This window comes from Solibacillus merdavium (assembly GCF_014836935.1).
Lineage (GTDB): Bacteria > Bacillota > Bacilli > Bacillales_A > Planococcaceae > Solibacillus > Solibacillus ferritrahens.
Genome location: NZ_JACSPW010000056.1, coordinates 1 through 521, shown reverse-complemented (window position 1 = coordinate 521; position 521 = coordinate 1). Strand labels below are relative to the sequence as shown.

The 521-nt window shown below is 29.8% G+C and carries 1 protein-coding gene; it reads left to right on the top strand.

The features are described 5' to 3' along the window. The first annotated feature begins 9 nt into the window (after nucleotides 1-9). On the top strand, nucleotides 10-465 hold the full coding sequence (locus H9632_RS18725; protein ID WP_191705571.1) for an immunity protein YezG family protein: 456 nt from the start codon (nucleotides 10-12) through the stop codon (nucleotides 463-465). Nucleotides 466-521: the final 56 nt, after the last annotated feature.

The following is a 521-nucleotide window of genomic DNA, read 5'->3' as shown; positions in this document are numbered from 1 at the left end:
AAAAGTAGCATGAAAGAATTTGAAGATATATTTAGTGAACTACAAGCGGATATGATATCCATATGTATGGAATATGTGGAAGATAGAGCGGATAAAGTATATGTCTATGCTTCATGTGAAGAAGGAGTTATATCGAGCAATTTCTTTTATTTAATTAATAATAAATATGTAAAGTCTCATAAATTAAATGATGCATTGGAGGAAGGGGATGAAAGATATGATGTGTCTACAGAACGAGGGTTTATGGTATTAGATATCATTAATGATAATGTCGGAAAAATCAAAATGTTGTGTAAAGAATATGAAAGAGACATGCCGACTGAGTTGAAATTAATATATGATAACAAGAGTGGTAAGCTTCAAGCTGAATACAAGTATGATTTAATTTATACTAATGACGATATTAAAACGGCCCGTCATATTGCTAATGAATGGTTTGAGGAGATAGAAAATAATAATTTATAATGTTTTTGAAAGTGACACCAATGTGTATAGAAATTTATTATTTAAACAGCCCCGAA